The following is an 18654-nucleotide window of genomic DNA, read 5'->3' on the forward strand; positions in this document are numbered from 1 at the left end:
AATATTTAGTTTATAGTAGCTTTAAGTATATAATGTGCTATTTCGCAAGACTTTCTAAAATAAAAGCAATCCGGTTTTCCAAAGTGTCTTTCGGAACTTCAATCAGCGAATAACCGTAATTTTCGTAGGTTTCGATAAGGTGTTGTTGAATAAGAAGCGCCTGTTCGTAAGTTTCATAACGGGCCTCATCACTGGTGTAAATTTCCTCCCATGGCGGAAGGATGAAAACTTGGGAATATTTGTGATCGCGACACGCCTGATCAAAAAACGAAGGGTAAGCGTCGCCAATATAATGCATGTAGGCCAAAACATCAGGAATGCCGCGGTCGATAAAAACAAGCTCTTTTTCTTCCTGAACGGCGCTGTGGAACTGTTTTTTTCTTCCTTCCAATAACAATTCGCTGAATAAAAGCGGTTTTTCAAGGAACAATTGTTCGATTCCCTGTTTACGGGCTTCGTGAATCACTTCACGCGAAACTTCGGGATAGCACAGGTATCCTTTTTCGGTCAAACCTTCTATAACAGTGGTTTTCCCTGAGCCTGGTCCGCCGATAATCAAAACAATTTCTTTCGCCACTTTTTTTGAAAATAAGGCGCAAATCTACTCAAATGAATCGGGATTTTAAAAATTAATTTTCGGGAATGTAAGGTAAACACATGGCTGTAATTTATTTAAAATGGTAATGATTCTTGAAAAATCAGCCGGCTTTCGGCGTAAGTCTGCGGAGTCTGCGTGCAACTTTCTCGCTGACTCCGCAGATTTACGCAGATTTTAAAAATAAAAACCTGAATTTACTGAGGTATACTCGAAATTGAGGTTTCGAAATGTTGCTAAAATACGAAATCAAAAAACTCATGTGTTTGTCTTGTTCGGGAACGAATTGCTTGGGCTTTTTCAGGAAACGCAATTCCTGCTGTACGTTGCAATCTCCCGAAAAAAATCGGGAGGATTTCCACTCCCATCAGGGTTAGGGAGGTAATGTATTGATTTTTTGTAAAATTCTTCAATTCATACGGAGTGCTTTATAATTCACAATTATAAGTGTATATTTGCTATTATTTTTTGATTAAAAAATGGATAAGAAGACAGAAGAATTTTACCAAAGGCTTAAAGAAGAATTAATAAACTCAACGATTTGGCCTTCAGAATATTTGTTTAAATTTATAGTTCCCACGGATATGGATAAGATTCAGATTATTGAAACTTCATTCGACGGGATGGGAGCCGTTATCGAAACCAATCAGTCCAAAACAGGAAAATACACCAGTGTTTCGATTAATGTTACCATGAAGAGCGCTCAGAGTGTTATCGATAAATACCTTGAGTTGACAACAGTTGAAGGAATTATTTCTTTATAAAAACAAAACAATGCAATTTACACCACAAGAAGCGGTACATTTTTTAGAATACAATGCGGAACGCCCGCATCTGATTATTCCCGAGTACGGTCGTCATTTACAAAAACTGATTGATCAGGCAACGGTAATCGAGGACCGGGAAGAGCGTAACAAGGCAGCCAGATATATTATTTCGGTAATGGGAGGCTTGAATCCGCACTTGCGTGATGTGCCCGATTTTCAGCACAAGCTTTGGGATCAGATTTTTATCATGTCCGATTTCAAACTGGATGTGGATTCACCATACCCGATTCCGAGCAAGGAAGTCTTGCATCAGAAACCGGAAAAGTTAAATTATCCGCAGAATTTCCCGAAATATCGTTTTTACGGAAATAATATCAAGTACATGATTGATGTGGCCAACAAATGGGAGGAAAGTGATCTGAAAAACACGCTTATCCGGGTGATTGCCAACCACATGAAAAAATGTTACCTGAGTTGGAACAAGGACACGGTAAAAGACGACGTAATTTTCGAGCATTTGTATGAGTTGTCGGGTGGAAAAATCAATCTGCAAAAAACAGACGAAGAACTTTCCAATACCACCGATCTGATGCGCGTGAACAAGAAAATGTCCAACAAAACGCAATTCAACAATCCTAAGATTAAAGGAAATACCGGAGGAAAGAATTTCAACAATCCGAGAAACAGCAATAAGAATAACAACAGAAAACCATTGTAAATTAATTTATGAGACGTGTAATCGCGGCTTTTTGAATTCCGCGACTAATTTCATAATTCAAATTTATAACAGATAATCATACATGGGAACATTTAAGATAGAAGGAGGAATCCGATTAAAAGGAGATGTGCATCCTCAAGGTGCAAAAAACGAAGCATTGCAGGTTTTATGTCCGGTTTTATTGACTTCAGAAAAAGTGCGGGTGACCAACATTCCGGATATTATTGATGTTAACAAACTAATCGCCCTACTTGGGAATTTAGGCGTTAAAATTCAGAAAAACGGTGCCGGGGATTATACTTTCCAGGCTGATGAGATAAACATAAACTATCTTGAAACGGAGGCTTTCAAAAAAGAAGGAGGTTCGCTTCGTGGTTCGATCATGATTGTAGGACCGCTTTTGGCCCGTTTCGGAAAAGGATATATCCCAAAACCGGGAGGTGATAAAATAGGTCGTCGTCGTTTGGATACCCACTTTGAAGGATTTATCAACCTTGGGGCGAAATTCAGATATGAAAGAGCTGATCATTTTTATGGGGTTGAAATCGAGGGAAGATTACAAGGAACCTACATGCTTTTAGATGAAGCATCGGTTACCGGAACTGCCAATATAGTTATGGCAGCGGTTTTAGCCGAAGGAACAACAACAATTTACAATGCAGCTTGTGAGCCTTACTTACAACAACTTTGTAAAATGTTGAACTCGATGGGTGCTAAAATCACCGGAGTGGGTTCTAATTTATTGACCATCGAAGGTGTTGAAAGCCTTGGTGGTTGCGAGCACCGCATTCTTCCGGACATGGTTGAAATCGGTTCGTGGATTGGTTTGGCAGCGATGACTCAAAGTGAAATCACCATCAAAAACGTAAGTTGGGATAATCTTGGTGTAATTCCGAATGTTTTCCGAAAACTGGGAATCACTTTGGAACGACGCGGTGATGATATTCACATTCCGGCTCACAATGACGGTTATGAAGTAAGAACTGATATTGATGGTTCTATTTTAACCATTGCCGATGCGCCTTGGCCAGGATTTACACCGGATTTGTTAAGTATCATTTTAGTGGTAGCCACACAGGCAAAAGGAGACGTGCTGATTCATCAGAAAATGTTTGAAAGCCGTTTGTTTTTCGTGGATAAATTAATCGACATGGGAGCAAAAATCATGTTGTGTGATCCGCACCGAGCGGTGGTTATGGGGCACGATTTCAAATCCCAACTGAAGGCCACTACCATGAGTTCCCCTGATATTCGTGCGGGAATTTCCTTGTTGATTGCTGCGCTTTCCGCAAAAGGAACAAGTACAATCCAAAATATTGAACAGATTGACAGAGGTTATGAAAGAATCGATGAGCGTTTGAGAGCCTTAGGCGCAAACATCATCCGAGCGTAATTATGTTGTACTACTAAATATATAAGAGCTGAATTCGTTTGAATTCGGCTCTTTTCTTTTTACTATGGAAATTGATATCTTATTTTTTCTTTGCCTCGCTTCCTTTGCCGCCGGATTTGTGGATGCTATCGTGGGGGGAGGCGGATTGATTCAGACTCCGGTAGCGTTAATTCTGATGCCTAACGTACCGGTTGCCAATATCATCGGTTCGTTAAAAATCCCGGCGTTCAGCGGAACAAGTTTTGCTGCCTTCCAATACCTGAAAATGGTAAAGATGAATTGGAAACTTCTCGGGGTAATGGCTGTTGTTGCTTTCGCTTCAGCCTTTGCGGGTTCTACATTGTTAACGTATGTCAGTAACGATTTCATGAAACCTTTGTTGCTGGTTGTGCTGACTTTGTTAGCTGTTTATACTTTTATGAAGAAAAATTTCGGGCAACATCAGGAAAAGTTGTTGCCCTTTAAAACGCAATTGCTTTATGCCCTGATAATAAGCATAACCGTTGGTTTTTATGACGGTTTTATCGGTCCGGGAACCGGAAGTTTTTTTGTGGTGGCTTTTGTTTCTGTATTAGGATTTGATTTCATGCACGCATCCGCGAACGCGAAAATGGTCAATCTGGCCACTAACTTCGGGTCGATTTGTCTCTTTGTACTGAAAGGAAAAATTCTTTGGGCAATGGCGCTACCGATGGCGGTTTGCAATGCACTCGGCGGTTTTTTCGGCGCTAAATTAGCTATCAGCAAGGGTAACGGGTTTATTCGCGGGTTCTTTTTAGTTGTGGTTATCGGAACATTGATTCGTTTTGGATATGATGTTTTCTGGAAATAAACGTTGTTAGAAAAGACAATTGTCAGGATACAATTCAGAAGTTTATTTAAGCACATATTTCACAGATTCGCACAAATTAATCTGTGGCAATCTGTGAAATATGTGTTTGATTATTAATGTAATATACTGGTTGTCAGTTTGGATTAATCAAGAATATTCAGGAACTTCATTCCAAACACAATTCCGTCGGTTTGGAAACCATCCTGATAAGAACGCACATAATCAATTCGGAACAAACGGAATTTTCCAAAACCAACATTGTCAAAACCAACAGTATATTCCTGATACGGCTTGAAATTAGGCACGTTCAGCATATGGAAACCTACAACCAGATTCCACTGCAGTTTGTTGATAAGCGGAATTTTATTCATGATAAACCCTTTGTCATTGTGTTCCATGTGGGTTTCCATATAAGCATCATTGGTACTGTTGGTGTAATACGGCAACATGTTGAAAACATTCAGATATTTGTCGGTTGTGCCCACATGCGTCTGGTTTCCGTTAAAGTGCTTGTAATCTACAAAGGAAATGTTATCGGCATTAAAAAACTTCCCTGCTTTCAAACGAATCGCGAAGTCACCTTTATTGCCTAAAGTTTTGTCGTAATCAACCAATCCGGAGATGAAATCATAATTGTAAAAATCCTCGCTTCCGGCAAATCCTTTTTCATAATTAAATGAAAGGGTTGGGTAGTCGCTGTTCGGAATGTTGATTTTGCCGTCCGGTCGTGTGATGTATTTGTTTCCGAAACGAATGCGTGTACCGATATTGGCCTTCATTAAATTGTGTTTTTCAATTGCCGCTGTTGTATTGTCGTCGGGTAAAAGCGGGTTGTTGGAGGTGTATTCCTTGTCATTTTTAATCAATACATAATCGGTCGTGTTGTAAAGCGGCTTTCGAGCGGAATATTCTAAACTTCCGTTTGCCGAAATCCCGTTCAGTACATTCTGACTGTAGCCCAATCGGATGTATTCCTTGTTGTAATACTTTGCATAGTTGTCCTTGAAGAACAGGGTGCTAATGGAATTGATAAGATTTGAGATCGGATTCGAAGCATTAAACTGGTTGATGCTGCTTCCGCCCGATGCTGATACTGCTGCGTAATTCGTGGTGTTGAAACGGTGGTAAACACTTCCGTTAACACGTAAGCGGTCTTCAGAAAAACCATAATTAAAGGTCGAATTTATGGTTGTATATGTTCCTTTATCCTCGTTGCGTTTCGTGAATGAGAACCCGGAATCAAAATTCCATCCCTGTACGGTATTGTAACCAAGGGATGTAAAGTCTAAAACACCTTTATAGGAAGCCGACCAATTATGATAAGAGTCTTTGTAAGTATAACCGGTGAATAGTTTCAGGAATTTGAATTTATTGCCTTTTCTGTCCAAAGAATCCATATAAACCTGCGATTTCCGAATAGTCTGAATACTGTCTTTTTTGTGATAATCGCCAATTTCTTCTTCGGTTAACGGAACCGGACGACTCTGATTCCAATAAATGGAGTCTTTTTTGTTGGCGTCTTTTACGATTTTGGCAATCTCATTGGTGAAGGTTTTTTTCTCGAATTGCTCTTTGAAAACGTAGTTACTGAAGACATGCGTGAACTTTCCGGTAAAACTCATTCCGAAAATAGAAGCCAGAAAATCGATTGTCTGTTGGTTTTTTGCCCATATTCTTGTGTTCGGATTGTAATTATAACTCTGCGTAAGCGTAATGTTTTCTAAAATAGGTTGTTGCATCCGGTAACCTTTACTGGTTAAATCGACCGCGTAAATAGCCCAGGTGTCTTCCACTATATAAATGTATCCTTCAAAAACAGGTTCTTTATCGCGTTTAGCAATTACTTTAATTTTATTAATTAACTGATTGTGATTGTCGGTAAAAATGCTCTCCAGTTTGTATTTGTAGTATGTAAGTGCTTTATCAGCAATGGGAGAAACCATATTCATCCCCATGTCTACATAATTAGTATAGAAATCATAATTGGTGCCTTGAGCGGTATTGAAACTAAAACCGTTGTCGTTTCCGCTGACTTTCGAAGCTATAATTTCTTCCTTTATTTTGTTAGGTTTTTCAAAGGCTATTTTTGAAACCGTTTCCGACAAGTAAAGTATTCCGTTCCCGGTCGAATCTAAAGCACCGTTCATATCCCCGATTTCCATCCCCAGGAATTTTTTCGGAATATTTTTGGCCCTGAAAATTCCACGTGAGTAAAAATCGGCTTCAAATTTATCGGTTTTGTCTGAATTGCTCTTTTTGCTTTTTATAGCGTTTCGGATGATTTCGTAGGCGGGGTCTTCCTTGTTTGGCTTTATTATCATTTCTGATAAAGTATAATTTTCATCTTCCAATACCACATCGACAATATGTGGGAATGACTGAATATCGGCTGAAACTTTTTTTGTTTTATAACCTAATGATTGAAAAATGACGGTGTATTTGCCTTTTTCTTTTACGATCAGTTCATAGGAACCATTTTCATTAGCAGAAGTTCCGTTATAGGTGTTTTCTATGATTACGGTGGTGAAGGGGATGGGTTGTCCTGATTTGTCGGTGACTTTTCCTTTAATTTGCGCGAATAATGTGGCGGATAGTAATAAAAAGGTAATCAGATAAAAATGTTTATTCATGGATTGGTTTTTAACAAGAAGACGCTAAAAGAAGCTTCAGGGTTGTATGGGTTATAAAAAAGATTTCAGGGCCAGTTCATAGCTTTTCATCCCGAAGCCAATGATGATGCCTTTTGCATTTGGAGAAATATAGGATTGATGGCGAAACGACTCTCTTGAAAAAGTGTTTGATATGTGAACTTCCACAACGGGTGTCGAAATGGCTTTTACGGCATCGCCTATACCTATTGAGGTATGGGTGTATGCCGCTGCATTCAGGATTATGCCGTCATAGCTGAACCCGATTTCCTGTAATTTATTGATTATTTCTCCTTCGATATTGCTTTGGAAATAATGCAATTCTACAGTTGTGAATTTGTTTTTCAGGAGAAAAAAGTAGTCTTCAAAAGTCTCGTTGCCGTATATCTCAGGCTCGCGTTTTCCCAGCAGGTTCAAGTTGGGTCCGTTGATGATTATTATTTTCATGACGTTTTGTTTTTTGTAAATGTAGTAATTATCTCTTGATTTTATTTTTGATCTTACCTGAAACGAGTGTTTTTGGGAAATTTATTTGTAATTCTTTTCTTCTTTTTATTGTTTAGTTCGGCGAAATAATTCTTTTTTATAAGAAAAAACGCTAGCTAAATACCCCTTTTTTGTTTTTTTAAGAAAATTTTATGAGAAAAAATGATTTTGTATATTTTTGAAAATCAAATAGATAGGTTTTAATAGTCATTTTCTGAGTTGTTTTTTGATAACTTTTTTTACTGTAAATTTTTTCGGAATGGAATTTTTATACATTTGTCGGGTAAATTTTAAAATTTAAACTAAACATGAAAAAAGTAATTTTAACAGTAGCTACAGTATTCGCTTTCGGATTTGCTAACGCACAAGACAAACAAATGAGTTTTGGTGTTAAAGGTGGTTTGAATGTTGCAACTTTAACTGGGGATGTAGAAAATGTGAAATCTTTGGTTGGTGCTCACATTGGTGGTTTTATGGAGTATAAACTTAATGACAAATTTGCTATTCAACCAGAATTGTTATTCTCAATGCAAGGTGCAAAATCTGAATTCACATTCTCTGATGGTTTTGACACTTATAATGTTGAGAGCACAGTTAAATTGAATTATTTGAATCTTCCGATCATGGCAAAATATTACGCAACTGAGAAATTAGCTATTGAGGCTGGACCACAAGTTGGTTTCTTATTAAGTGCTAAAAATGAAGCTGAAGTTTCTGGATTTGGTTCTGAAGAAGTTGATATTAAAGATGAAACAAATTCAATTGATTTTGGCTTGAATTTAGGTTTAGGTTATGATTTTACTGAAAATATTTCTGCAGGTGCGAGATATAATTTCGGTTTATCAAATATTGATGATTCAGAAGGATCTGATGATACAGTTAACAATGGAGTATTCTCCGTATCTGTTGGTTACAAATTCTAATCTTTAATAAGATTCTTATAAAAAAAGCCCCGCATTGCGGGGCTTTTTTTGTTAATTAAATTGTTGATATCTCTTGTTTTGACTTAGTGATTCTGCTTTGTTTTTATGGATAAATTTATAATGTTAATTTTAAAACAAGGAAATTATGAAAAAAATTATTTTATCAGTAGCTGCAGTGTTTGCCTTTGGATTTGCTAACGCGCAGGAAGAGGCAAAAAGCGAAGCTGCATATGGTTTTGTTAAAGGTGATATGTACGTCGAGGGAGGGATTTCGGTTCGGTCGGATGACGATTCAAATTCTTTCTCTTTCAATCCTAAATTCGGTTATATGATGACTGATCAAATATCGGTTGGAGGTGATTTGGATTTAGGATCTTCTAAGCAGGATCGAATTGGTGCTTTAGATCCGGATATGAAATCTACTAGCTGGGGAATCGGAGCGTTTGCCAGATATAATTTCTTGGAATTAAATGACAAACGTTTTGTTGCTTACGGAGAGGTAGGTTTAGGATTTAGTTCAACTAATGTTGAGAATGATTATATCGATCCTATTCCTGATAGTGATGATACAACAAATGGAATCAAAGCTAACGTTGATTTAGGGATGAATTATTTTATTACTAAAAACTTTGCAGCTGTATTCACTGTGGCCAATATCATCTCATACAATAATGAGAATCCAGAGAATGGAGATTCAAGGAATTCGTTCTCAATGGATATTAACTTGTTTAACAACCCATTTGCTCAGGCTCAATTCGGGTTATTGTACAAATTCTAATTGTTAGAATTTTGAGATTAAAAAACCCGCTTTTCAGCGGGTTTTTTGTTGTTTTGAAAAACGTGATGTAGGTTTGGTTGGCAAAATGTCGCTATTTAAACAAATTGGGTTCTGTTTTTTGAAATCACCGGCTTATTAGTTGTGAAAACCTGGTATTAATCGGTATTTTTTTTATTTTTAGACTCATGAAAGTATGGCCTTCTTTTTTATCGGAATATAAAACCTACCTGAAGTTGGAGCGGGGATTGTCTGAAAATACAATCGTCAATTATGTTTTGGATGTCGAAAAACTAATTCAGTTTCTCGTGGAAAACAAAGTTGAAGTGTCGCCAATCGATATTAAGGAAGAGCAGATTCAGTATTTTATTTACACTATATCGGCAACTCTTAATGCGAGAAGTCAGACCCGGATTATTTCCGGTTTAAAGAGCTTTTTTAATTATCTCATTTTTGAGGGATATCGCAATACCACTCCGCTTGAACTGATTGAAGTGCCTAAAACTGGTAGAAAATTACCTGACACGTTATCCGTTCAGGAAATCGATTTGTTGATAGGTGGTATAGATTTGTCTAAGGATGAAGGAGAACGCAACAGGGCGATGTTGGAAACGCTTTACAGTTGTGGTTTGCGGGTTTCGGAATTGGTCAGTCTGAAAATATCCGATTTGTTTTTTGAAGAAGGTTTTATAAAAATTACCGGAAAAGGGAATAAACAACGTTTTGTGCCGATTGGCTCATCAACGCAAAAATACATTTTACTCTATAAGGATGTCGTTCGTTCGCATCTTGTTATACAAAAAGGACATGAGGATACGCTTTTTCTTAACCGGAGAGGCCGCCAATTAACGAGGGCAATGGTTTTTACTATTATAAAAGATTTGGCTGTTAAAATCAATTTAAGTAAATCGATCAGTCCGCATACATTCCGTCATTCTTTTGCGACCCATTTGCTGGAAAACGGCGCCGATTTGCGTTCCATTCAAATGATGCTGGGACACGAGTCCATAACTACTACAGAAGTCTACATGCATCTCGACAGGAAGTTTTTGTCAGAAGTGCTGAATTCGTTTCATCCAAGAGGGTAGGAGTTGGTGTTTGGTAATCAATGTTCAGGGGTTAGTGTACAATAATCAGTTTGTAATAAAAAAAGAGACCTGTTTTTCAACAAGTCTCTTTTGTGTATAAGTTTGATATTTTTAATCCTGTAAATCACCGCCGACTGAGCACTGATTACTGAATACTATTTTGCAATATTCACCGCTCTGGTTTCACGGATAACCGTAATCTTCACCTGACCCGGATAAGTCATTTCGGTTTGGATTTTCTGAGAAATGTCAAATGATAAGCTTCCTGCCATTTCATCGCTTACTTTTTCGCTTTCCACGATTACACGAAGTTCACGACCGGCTTGAATTGCGTAGGCATTCTTAACGCCGTTGAATCCGTAGGCAATATCTTCAAGATCTTTTAAACGTTGGATGTAAGAATCCAATACTTGGCGTCTTGCTCCTGGGCGTGCTCCTGAAATAGCATCACAAACCTGGATAATCGGGGAAATCAATGATTTCATTTCGATCTCGTCATGGTGTGCTCCGATCGCGTTGCATACTTCTTCTTTTTCACCATATTTCTCCGCCCACTGCATACCTAAGATGGCGTGAGGTAATTCACTTTCTGTGTCAGGTACTTTTCCGATATCATGAAGTAAACCGGCTCTTTTTGCCAATTTCACGTTTAAGCCTAATTCGGCTGCCATGATACCACAAAGTTTAGAAACTTCTCTTGAGTGTTGTAGTAAGTTTTGTCCGTAAGATGAACGGTATTTCATTCTACCAACGATTTTGATTAATTCAGGGTGTAAACCGTGAATTCCTAAATCGATAACGGTACGTTTACCAACTTCAATGATCTCTTCGTCAATCTGTTTTGCTGTTTTGGCAACAACTTCCTCGATACGTGCCGGGTGAATACGTCCATCGGTTACTAATTTGTGTAATGCTAAACGTGCGATTTCACGACGAACCGGATCAAAACAAGAAAGGATGATGGCTTCCGGAGTATCGTCAACGATGATTTCAACTCCTGTAGCAGCTTCTAAAGCACGAATATTACGTCCTTCACGACCAATGATTCGTCCTTTAACATCGTCAGATTCAATATTGAAAACAGAAACGCAGTTTTCCACGGCTTCTTCCGTTCCTACACGTTGAATTGTGTTGATGATGATTTTCTTAGCTTCCTGTTGAGCAGTAAGTTTGGCTTCCTCAATCGTTTCCTGAATATGAGCCATGGCGTTTGTTTTCGCTTCGGCTTTTAAGCTTTCCACCAATTGGTTTTTAGCGTCTTCAGCAGAAAGGCCGGAAATGGTTTCCAGTTGTTCTACCTGACTTTTGTGAAGGCGCTCCACTTCCTGTTGTTTTTTCTCAACGTGCTCTATACGATTAGTGTAATCGTTGATTTTAGCTTCAGCTTCGTCGTTTAATTTTTTGGTTTTAGCTAATTCGTTGGAAACCTGAGACTCTTTGTCACGGGTTCTTTTTTCTGCCTCTGCAATTTTTTTGTCCTTGGCTAAAATCTCTTTTTCGTGCTCCGATTTAAGTTCCAGGAATTTTTCTTTGGCCTGCAGCAATTTATCTTTTTTGATGGATTCCGCTTCGGCTTTAGCATCTTTTAAGATAGAGGCTGCTTCTTTTTTAGCGTTTTTTATCAGGTTGGAAACATTTATTTTTTCCAGGTATTTCGCTATTCCGAAACCAATTCCGATTCCGGCAAGACAGCCAATGATTATGATTAATGTGTTCATAGTTTGTTTGAAAATTATATATAAAAAAAGCCTACATTAGGGGTATTGCATAAACTCGTAAGGACAAGTTTTGAGTTAACTCGCTGTTCAAGGACCTGCTCAGGGCAGTTTGCTTTAGAAACGAAGATTCACTCATTTGAATTTGTTAGTGTTGAGTTTATCAAATAGGTACTAATGTAGGCAGTATCTTAGTTTATGTAAAGAACGTGTTTATTTTGAAAGAATCGAACTCATCTTTTCATCTATTTTTTGCAGGCGTTCCAAAGCGCTCTCTAAATCCGTGGATTTATCGATTTGTTTTTGTTCTACCTGCGAAGCAAACTGAAGTGCGCACATGGCCAACACGTCCTGTTTGTCTCTCACTGCATAGTTTTCTTCGAATTGCTTAATCATGGCATCAATCTTTTTTGAAGCGGTTCTTAAACCTTCTTCCTGCGAATAATCCACGGTTAGCGGATATACCCGGTCTGCAATTGATATTTTTATCTTAAGCTTTTCACTCATTCTTTATTAATCAGAAAGTTGTGCTATACAATAATCGATTTCGCGAATTAATGAATTTATTTTGAGTTTCGTTTCTCTTTTATTTTCGTCACTGCCCAGTAATGAATTCGCCATTTTGAGGGTTTCGTATTGGCTTTTTAATGTGCCAATCTCCTCAGATTGCCTGTCGATAACGGTGGAAGACTTCAATAATTCATTGCGTAATTCCTGATTTGTTCTTTCTAAACTTTCCAGTTTTTGCGCCAGTTTAGAGAATTTAATTTCAAGAGAATCAATGATTTCAGTTAATCCATTCATTACAGACCTGTTTCATTACACGATTTCACAAAGTTAGTATTCCATTTGATATATAACAATACTTTTGTTTAAATTTTCAAAAATGTTTTAACTCTTCGGGTAATAATTTGTGGTGTAGTGAGTTATATAAATTTTAAAGCGGAGTTTATTTAGTGGGTGTTTTTTTATATATTAGCTACCTATTAGCCAAAATTGATAATTATGAAATTGCCGTACTTTCTGTTGTTTTTATCCGCCTATTGTCTTGGTCAGACTCCTGATTATCCCAAAGACTATTTTCAATCTCCTTTAAATATTCCATTGTTTGCTTCGGGTTCCTTTGCGGAATTGCGCGGCAATCATTTTCATTCCGGTTTGGATTTTAAAACCCAGCAAAAAGAAGGGTTGCCTGTTTATGCAGCTGCAGACGGTTTTGTATCGCGTATCAAAATTTCCGAGAAAGGATACGGGAAGGCCATTTACGTTACACATCCAAACGGTTATACCACGGTATATGGACACCTGAAAAAGTTTGAAGGACCTCTTGCCGACTTCATCAAAAAAAGACAATACGCTCAAAAATCTTATGAAATTGAGGTTTTTCCCAGTGCCGGTGAGTTGACTGTTAAAAAAGGGCAGACGATTGCATTTTCCGGAAATACGGGAAGTTCCGGAGGTCCGCATCTGCATTTTGAAATTCGGGACACGAAAACGGAAGAAACCATAAATCCGATGTTTTTTGGTTTTGATATTCTGATGCCGGACACTAAAATTCCTGCGGTTAATGATCTGATAGTTTACGCTGTTGGTGACAGCGCTGTTGTAAATAGTTCGCAACGGCCAATACCTGTTAGTCTTTCTTTACAGCCTGATGGAAGTTATCTCGCAGCTAAAGTTTTAGCTAAAGGAGCGATTGGTTTTGGTGTTAATACCTATGATTTGTCGGATAAAAATTATAACTGGAACGGAATTTTTAAAGCGGAAACCTTTTTAAACGGAAGCAAATGGTTTGGTTATGAGTTCAACCGCTTTGCCTTCGATGAAACGCGTTATATCAATAATTTTATCGATTATTATCGTTACAAGACTTTAAAACAATCTGTTCAGAAACTGTTTTATAAAAGGAACTATCCTTTTTCGCTGGTTAGCGGCAATAAAAAAAATGGTCAGATAGTGGTGCTTCCCAATTCTGTTTACAATTACCGTATCGAGATTTCCGATTTTCACAATAACAAACGTGTTATTAACATTCCGATACAGTATTCAAACGCTGAAGCCACAATAGCAAAGGAGGAAAAGACAACGCCTTATTTTGTGAAATCGAAAAACGATAATAATTACACGAAGGACAATGTTTCGGTTTTTATTCCGGCGGGATCATTTTACGAGGATTTTTATTTGAATTTTAATGTGAAAGATAACGTACTGTTTCTTCATAATGAAACGGTTCCGGTACACAGTAATCTGACGGTAACCTTTGATGTTACGGGTATTCCGGATGTAAACAAGGAAAAAGCATTCATCGCCAGAATGGACGGAACTACTCCGGAATATTTTACGACTTACAAAAAGGGAAATCTCTTTTCCGTCCGAACAAAAGACTTGGGGAGATTTCAACTAATGACTGATACCATTGCTCCAAAAATTTACCGCCCTTCCTTTACAGAAGGTGGAAATCTTGACAAATCGGATTCACTGAGCGTGCGGATAAGCGATGATTTGTCGGGTATTAAAGAATACAGTGGCTATATCAACGGTAAATGGATATTGATGGAATATGATTTTAAAACGAAAGCGTTGACGCATTTTTTCAGTGATGCGGTTTATGAAGAGGGCAAAAACGAATTAAAAGTGGTTGTCTCCGATAAAATGGGAAATTCCACTATCTTTGAAACTCATTTTTTTAAAACCCAAAAACAATCATCTGTTGAAAAACCTAATTAAACTCCTGATTCTTTTTATTTTTATTGCCGGATATACTTCTTTCGCCCAAACAGCCCGGGTTAAAGGTGTTTTGTTGGACGAATCCAATAATCCTATAGAAAATGCCACAATTAAAGTTGGCGAAACCACTACAAAATCAAATGAGAACGGTTTTTTTCAGATTAAAATTCCTGCTAATCAAAAGGTAACGGTGGAAATTACGCATGTGTCGTATAAAAAATCAGCAGTTATCATTGAATTGAAAAATAATGAGGATTACGAACTTAATGTGGTTTTAAGTAAAAATGAAGAACGCTTAGGTGAATTAATTATTTCTGCAGGTGGAAGGAAACGGGTGGAAGGAATTACAACCATCGAGCCACAGGTAATCCGAATGATACCGGGCGCCAATGCCGGAGTGGAAAACATTTTAAAAACCTTACCCGGAGTTTATTCCAACAATGAATTGAGTACGCAGTATGCGGTTCGCGGCGGGAATTATGACGAAAATCTGGTATATGTGAATGAAATTGAAGTGTACCGACCTTTTCTGATTCGCTCGGGACAGCAGGAAGGTTTGAGTTTCACCAACACGGAAATGGTTTCCAATGTGGATTTTTCTGCCGGTGGTTTTCAGGCCAAATACGGTGACAAATTATCATCGGTTTTGGATATTACTTATAGAAGACCGACGAAATTTCAAGCGGCTTTAGATGCGAGTTTGTTGGGAGGTAGTGCTACGGTCGATTTGGTTTCCAAAAATCAGAAATGGAGCAATATCACCGGAATCCGATACCGTAATAACAGCTTGCTGGTGAACAGTCAGGAAACACAAACTAATTATACACCAACATTTGCCGATATTCAGACCCAGGTTAATTTTGATGCTTCCGCAAAGTGGCAATGGAGTTTTCTCGGAAACATTTCCCAAAATAAATATCAATACGAACCGTTAACGCGCCAGACAAATTTCGGAACGATTGACGAACCGATTGCATTGCTGGTTTTTTATGACGGACAGGAGAAAGACGAATATCTGACATATTTTGGGGCTATAAAATCGACCTATCAGCCCAACGATAATTTCAAACTGAAGTTTATTGGGTCTGCTTATCATACTCAGGAACAGGAATATTTTGATATTCTGGCACAATACCGTTTGGGTGAAGTGGATTCCAATATCGGTTCGGATACGTTTGGCGATGTGGTGTATTCCCGCGGTGTGGGTTCACAGCTTACGCATGCCAGAAACAATCTTGATGCCTTAATTGTAAATGCAGAAGTAAAAGGCTTTCATGATATTACAAAAAAAAGCAGTCAGGTCGAGTGGGGGTTCAAGTACACCAGAGAAGATATCCGTGACCGGGTAGTGGAATGGGAAGTGATTGATTCTGCAGGGTTTTCGTTACCACAGCCAGATATCGTTCTACCCAATGATCAGCCTTACACACCTTATTATGGCCCTTTGGCGCCTTATCAGAATGTTCGTGCAACCAATTTTGTTCAGATCAATCGCTTTTCGGGGTACGGACAATGGAATTACCGGGGGAATCTGGGTTCGAGTCAAATTTGGGTTAATGCCGGAGCCCGTGCACACCAATGGCAGGTTCAGGGCGATAACCTGAATGGGAAAAATCAGGTTGTCTTCAGCCCGAGAGCACAGTTTGCCATCAAACCGGAATGGGAACAGGACATGGTTTTTCGTTTATCGGGAGGTTTGTATCAGCAACCGCCCTTTTATCGAGAACTGAGAGATGCAAATGGAACGGTAAATCCGGATGTGAAAGCGCAAAAGTCCTATCATATCGTATTAAGCAATGATTACAGTTTCAAATTGTCGGGCCGACCTTTTAAATTGGTTTCGGAAGCCTATTATAAAATTCTGAGCGATGTCAATACCTATACGATTGACAACGTACGGATTCGCTACCGCGCCAATAATGATGCAGCGGCTTATGTTTATGGTGCCGATTTCCGTCTGAATGGGGAATTTGTTCCCGGAACAGAATCGTGGTTCAGTTTCGGATATCTGAAAACCGAGGAAAATCAGAACGGTCGCGGAAACATTGCCCGTCCGACCGATCAGCGACTGAAGTTCGGATTACTGTTTCAGGATTATATGCCTGCACTTCCGAATATGAAATTGTATCTGAACCTAGTTTATAACACGGGATTGCCCGGAGGTTCGCCTTCGTATGCAGATCCGTACCAATACCAATTGCGTCTGAACGATTACCGTCGTGCCGATGTTGGTTTTTCGTATGTGTTTAAAGACGCATCCATTCAATCCGACAAAAATTGGCTGAAACGATTCAGGGAGCTAACTTTAGGATTGGAAATTTACAACATGTTCAACAATCAGAATGCCATTACCAATACTTGGGTGCGCGATGTATACACCAAAAGTCAATACGCTATTCCGAATTACATGACAACGCGTACATTCAACATAAAAGTGAATGTCAGATTGTAGTTCCTGATTTAATTGTTTTATATTTGATAGACCAAATTGTTCCGAAATGAAAAACTTCTCAAAATATACTGTATTGGTTTTGTTAGCTCTTTTAGCTAGTTGTAAGGAAGAAACTGAAAAGCCGAAAGTAATCTATGAGGAAGAAAAAGATGCAGCTGCAAAGACAGTTGCTAAGGATTCTTCACAAATTAAGATTGCTGATTTGCCAATTCACATGGAAGGGACAAAATACCTTATTCACGCTATCGGAGATGTTCGTGTGTCTGCCGAAAGAGGGAGTTACGGTTCGAGCAAGACGAATTCGATGAGTTATGCAATATCGAATTACAACCGTTTCGAACTCACGGGATATTTTGAAAATTTAAAATTTCAGCATATTGATTCCACGGCGTTGCGTCCGATAACTGACAAGCCGATGCAAATTCAGACGGCAACCTATCTCAATACAATTTCAGACAAATCAAATAAACAGATTTTGGTGTATTCTGTAGTGGATGCCGATACGAACAAAGACGGAAAATTGGATGCAAACGACATCAAAGCACTTTATATAAGTGCCATAAGCGGATTGAAATTCACAAAGTTGTCTGTTGATTTACAGGAATTGCTTGACTGGAACGTGGTGGAAGCTCAGAACCGTTTGTATTTCAGAACGATTGAGGATATTAACAAGAACGGTGCCTTTGATGAAAATGATAAAGTACACTACCATTTTGTGAATTTACTTTCGAAGGATTGGACAGTGGAGGCTTACGAACCGATAAAGTAAGTGCTGATTTAAATCAGAATATCGCTTTCCAGATCTGATTTTTCTATTTCAAAGTCGAAGCCCAGCTTGGAAACGACTTCGATTACTAATTTTTTATACCAGTTTTCACTTTTGGGATGGATGTAGATTTTTTCAATCATTTTGTTGATGTCCACATTTATTTTCAACCCGTCGTTGATGCTTAATTTCTGAGATGTAACATCGGAAATAATGCGGATTTCATTTTCATACTGAAAACTTTTCCGCTTGAAAAGAAAAGGGAAGAACGCATCGTCAAAAGGAATCAGTTCTTTTTTGTAGTCGATGTAATTTACTTCTCCGATATATTGTTCCGTGTACTTTTCCTCCCGCAGGGCTTCTTTGAGTCTTCCTATTGTTGATTGTATTGCTAAGCCTTCGTTGTTTTTGGTGAAAATCTGCCACATGGCAAAGCTTTCATATTCGTTGGTGTGCCAACTGCTGATGACCACATTTTCGCGGTGTGATTTATAATAGTCCAAAAACTTCGGGTTGTTCTCGGATATTTTTTTGATCTCTTCAAATGTAGGCTCACTGAAGGTGCCCTCGTACTGGTCTTCAAACTTATCCGATCGTGACATAAACATTTTACCCGAAATCAACAGGTCTAAAAACTTAGACAAATCCATGTATTTCCAGATAATGGTATCCGGATTTTCAGGGATTTTGATGTTTGGGTTGTTTGTATACATGAAGAAATTATGAATTACGAGTTAGAAATCAGAACATTACTTAGCGATCTAATAAT

Annotated in this window: 17 protein-coding genes and 1 other RNA gene; 10 read left to right on the forward strand and 8 right to left on the reverse strand. The window is 38.3% G+C overall.

The window, feature by feature from the left end:
• Positions 1-37 precede the first annotated feature (37 nt).
• On the reverse strand, positions 38-577 hold the full coding sequence (locus FLJC2902T_RS10985) for an AAA family ATPase (RefSeq protein WP_023579863.1): 540 nt from the start codon (positions 575-577) through the stop codon (positions 38-40).
• A 497-nt stretch (positions 578-1074) separates the two neighbouring features.
• On the opposite strand from FLJC2902T_RS10985, the gene FLJC2902T_RS10990 reads away from it, so the two are divergent.
• The 4 genes from FLJC2902T_RS10990 (at position 1075) to FLJC2902T_RS11005 (ending at position 4305) form a co-directional block, all read left to right on the forward strand.
• Positions 1075-1359, forward strand: a complete 285-nt coding sequence (locus FLJC2902T_RS10990; RefSeq protein WP_023579866.1) for a DUF493 family protein — start codon at positions 1075-1077, stop codon at positions 1357-1359.
• A gap of 10 nt (positions 1360-1369) precedes the next feature.
• Entirely contained in the window at positions 1370-2080 is a 711-nt protein-coding gene (locus FLJC2902T_RS10995) for a DUF4290 domain-containing protein (protein ID WP_023579867.1), read from the forward strand.
• Positions 2081-2162: 82 nt separating this feature from the next.
• Entirely contained in the window at positions 2163-3473 is a 1311-nt protein-coding gene (gene murA / locus FLJC2902T_RS11000) for a UDP-N-acetylglucosamine 1-carboxyvinyltransferase (protein ID WP_023579868.1), read from the forward strand.
• A gap of 64 nt (positions 3474-3537) precedes the next feature.
• Positions 3538-4305, forward strand: a complete 768-nt coding sequence (locus FLJC2902T_RS11005) for a sulfite exporter TauE/SafE family protein (protein WP_023579869.1) — start codon at positions 3538-3540, stop codon at positions 4303-4305.
• A 143-nt stretch (positions 4306-4448) separates the two neighbouring features.
• Here FLJC2902T_RS11005 and FLJC2902T_RS11010 read toward each other — a convergent pair whose 3' ends face one another.
• Both FLJC2902T_RS11010 and aroQ read right to left on the reverse strand, forming a co-directional pair.
• Positions 4449-6935 carry a DUF5686 and carboxypeptidase regulatory-like domain-containing protein gene (locus FLJC2902T_RS11010; protein WP_023579870.1) on the reverse strand — a complete coding sequence of 829 codons (2487 nt, stop codon included), beginning with the start codon at positions 6933-6935 and terminating at the stop codon, positions 4449-4451.
• A gap of 51 nt (positions 6936-6986) precedes the next feature.
• Complete coding sequence (gene aroQ, locus FLJC2902T_RS11015; RefSeq protein ID WP_023579871.1) at positions 6987-7400, reverse strand: type II 3-dehydroquinate dehydratase; 414 nt, start codon at positions 7398-7400, stop codon at positions 6987-6989.
• 347 nt (positions 7401-7747) lie between these two features.
• Here aroQ and FLJC2902T_RS11020 point away from each other — a divergent pair, with 347 nt between their 5' ends.
• The 3 genes from FLJC2902T_RS11020 to FLJC2902T_RS11030 all read left to right on the forward strand — a co-directional run bounded on the left by FLJC2902T_RS11020 (position 7748) and on the right by FLJC2902T_RS11030 (position 10225).
• Positions 7748-8362 carry a porin family protein gene (locus FLJC2902T_RS11020; protein ID WP_023579872.1) on the forward strand — a complete coding sequence of 205 codons (615 nt, stop codon included), beginning with the start codon at positions 7748-7750 and terminating at the stop codon, positions 8360-8362.
• Positions 8363-8507: 145 nt separating this feature from the next.
• Entirely contained in the window at positions 8508-9140 is a 633-nt protein-coding gene (locus FLJC2902T_RS11025; protein ID WP_023579873.1) for an outer membrane beta-barrel protein, read from the forward strand.
• 185 nt (positions 9141-9325) lie between these two features.
• On the forward strand, positions 9326-10225 hold the full coding sequence (locus tag FLJC2902T_RS11030; RefSeq protein ID WP_023579874.1) for a site-specific tyrosine recombinase: 900 nt from the start codon (positions 9326-9328) through the stop codon (positions 10223-10225).
• 155 nt (positions 10226-10380) lie between these two features.
• Here FLJC2902T_RS11030 and rny read toward each other — a convergent pair whose 3' ends face one another.
• The 4 genes from rny to FLJC2902T_RS11045 all read right to left on the reverse strand — a co-directional run bounded on the left by rny (position 10381) and on the right by FLJC2902T_RS11045 (position 12744).
• Positions 10381-11943 carry a ribonuclease Y gene (rny, locus tag FLJC2902T_RS11035; protein WP_023579875.1) on the reverse strand — a complete coding sequence of 521 codons (1563 nt, stop codon included), beginning with the start codon at positions 11941-11943 and terminating at the stop codon, positions 10381-10383.
• 51 nt (positions 11944-11994) lie between these two features.
• A non-coding RNA gene (ssrS, locus tag FLJC2902T_RS16065) (6S RNA) lies at positions 11995-12100 on the reverse strand.
• A 53-nt stretch (positions 12101-12153) separates the two neighbouring features.
• Entirely contained in the window at positions 12154-12447 is a 294-nt protein-coding gene (locus FLJC2902T_RS11040) for a cell division protein ZapA (RefSeq protein ID WP_023579876.1), read from the reverse strand.
• A 6-nt stretch (positions 12448-12453) separates the two neighbouring features.
• Positions 12454-12744 carry a hypothetical protein gene (locus tag FLJC2902T_RS11045; RefSeq protein ID WP_023579877.1) on the reverse strand — a complete coding sequence of 97 codons (291 nt, stop codon included), beginning with the start codon at positions 12742-12744 and terminating at the stop codon, positions 12454-12456.
• A gap of 201 nt (positions 12745-12945) precedes the next feature.
• On the opposite strand from FLJC2902T_RS11045, the gene FLJC2902T_RS11050 reads away from it, so the two are divergent.
• From FLJC2902T_RS11050 to FLJC2902T_RS11060, 3 genes are read left to right on the forward strand one after another with little or no spacing between them, the layout of a single operon-like run.
• Positions 12946-14667 (forward strand): M23 family metallopeptidase, encoded by a 1722-nt coding sequence (locus FLJC2902T_RS11050; RefSeq protein ID WP_023579878.1) that lies wholly within the window; start codon positions 12946-12948, stop codon positions 14665-14667.
• Entirely contained in the window at positions 14651-17119 is a 2469-nt protein-coding gene (locus tag FLJC2902T_RS11055) for a TonB-dependent receptor (protein ID WP_051364385.1), read from the forward strand. The genes FLJC2902T_RS11050 and FLJC2902T_RS11055 overlap by 17 nt, the downstream gene beginning before the upstream one ends.
• A 46-nt stretch (positions 17120-17165) precedes the next feature.
• A complete protein-coding gene (locus FLJC2902T_RS11060; protein WP_023579879.1) occupies positions 17166-17888 on the forward strand; it encodes a hypothetical protein in 723 nt (240 codons plus the stop codon).
• 8 nt (positions 17889-17896) lie between these two features.
• Here FLJC2902T_RS11060 and FLJC2902T_RS11065 read toward each other — a convergent pair whose 3' ends face one another.
• Positions 17897-18598 (reverse strand): DUF2971 domain-containing protein, encoded by a 702-nt coding sequence (locus FLJC2902T_RS11065; RefSeq protein WP_023579880.1) that lies wholly within the window; start codon positions 18596-18598, stop codon positions 17897-17899.
• Positions 18599-18654: the final 56 nt, after the last annotated feature.

Origin of the sequence: Flavobacterium limnosediminis JC2902, assembly GCF_000498535.1 — a bacterium.
Classification (GTDB): Bacteria; Bacteroidota; Bacteroidia; order Flavobacteriales; family Flavobacteriaceae; genus Flavobacterium; species Flavobacterium limnosediminis.

What these genes read in the sequence shown, in the direction of transcription:
- FLJC2902T_RS10990 (WP_023579866.1), top strand. Translation starts at nt 1,075, where the DNA reads ATGGATAAGAAGACAGAAGAATTTTACCAAAGGCTTAAAGAAGAATTA.
- FLJC2902T_RS11040 (WP_023579876.1), bottom strand. Translation starts at nt 12,447, where the DNA reads ATGAGTGAAAAGCTTAAGATAAAAATATCAATTGCAGACCGGGTATAT.
- FLJC2902T_RS10995 (WP_023579867.1), top strand. Translation starts at nt 1,370, where the DNA reads ATGCAATTTACACCACAAGAAGCGGTACATTTTTTAGAATACAATGCG.
- FLJC2902T_RS11010 (WP_023579870.1), bottom strand. Translation starts at nt 6,935, where the DNA reads ATGAATAAACATTTTTATCTGATTACCTTTTTATTACTATCCGCCACA.
- rny (WP_023579875.1), bottom strand. Translation starts at nt 11,943, where the DNA reads ATGAACACATTAATCATAATCATTGGCTGTCTTGCCGGAATCGGAATT.
- FLJC2902T_RS11020 (WP_023579872.1), top strand. Translation starts at nt 7,748, where the DNA reads ATGAAAAAAGTAATTTTAACAGTAGCTACAGTATTCGCTTTCGGATTT.
- FLJC2902T_RS11005 (WP_023579869.1), top strand. Translation starts at nt 3,538, where the DNA reads ATGGAAATTGATATCTTATTTTTTCTTTGCCTCGCTTCCTTTGCCGCC.
- murA (WP_023579868.1), top strand. Translation starts at nt 2,163, where the DNA reads ATGGGAACATTTAAGATAGAAGGAGGAATCCGATTAAAAGGAGATGTG.
- aroQ (WP_023579871.1), bottom strand. Translation starts at nt 7,400, where the DNA reads ATGAAAATAATAATCATCAACGGACCCAACTTGAACCTGCTGGGAAAA.
- FLJC2902T_RS11030 (WP_023579874.1), top strand. Translation starts at nt 9,326, where the DNA reads ATGAAAGTATGGCCTTCTTTTTTATCGGAATATAAAACCTACCTGAAG.
- FLJC2902T_RS11050 (WP_023579878.1), top strand. Translation starts at nt 12,946, where the DNA reads ATGAAATTGCCGTACTTTCTGTTGTTTTTATCCGCCTATTGTCTTGGT.
- FLJC2902T_RS11060 (WP_023579879.1), top strand. Translation starts at nt 17,166, where the DNA reads ATGAAAAACTTCTCAAAATATACTGTATTGGTTTTGTTAGCTCTTTTA.
- FLJC2902T_RS11025 (WP_023579873.1), top strand. Translation starts at nt 8,508, where the DNA reads ATGAAAAAAATTATTTTATCAGTAGCTGCAGTGTTTGCCTTTGGATTT.
- FLJC2902T_RS11045 (WP_023579877.1), bottom strand. Translation starts at nt 12,744, where the DNA reads ATGAATGGATTAACTGAAATCATTGATTCTCTTGAAATTAAATTCTCT.
- FLJC2902T_RS11065 (WP_023579880.1), bottom strand. Translation starts at nt 18,598, where the DNA reads ATGTATACAAACAACCCAAACATCAAAATCCCTGAAAATCCGGATACC.